Source organism: Thermus sp. FJN-A (assembly GCF_054655095.1).
The window spans coordinates 1-242 of record NZ_BAAHSC010000001.1 but is presented as its reverse complement, the minus strand read 5'-3'; the positions used below and the strand labels follow the sequence as shown (position 1 = coordinate 242).

The following is a 242-nucleotide window of genomic DNA, read 5'->3' as shown; positions in this document are numbered from 1 at the left end:
CGGGGGGGGGGGGGGGCGGGACCTCGAGGCCGACCTCAAGGCCTGGCAGAGGCGCTACCCGGGGAACGAGGAGAAGGCGAGGAGCCTCCTCAAGGCCCTCAAGCGCCCCGAAGGGGTGAACCCCGTCACCCTCGTCGTGGACGACGCCACGGGCCTCACCCCCAGTGTGGTCCCCTGGCTGGTGGCCTTCGCCGAGGTGGCCACCCTGGTCCTGGCCGTCCACCCGGAGACCCTAAGGAAGG

General features: G+C 72.7%; 1 pseudogene. It reads left to right on the top strand.

Annotated features, from left to right (window positions below):
* A pseudogene (locus ACYQ0J_RS00005) lies at positions 1–242 on the top strand (ATP-binding protein); the annotation flags it as partial.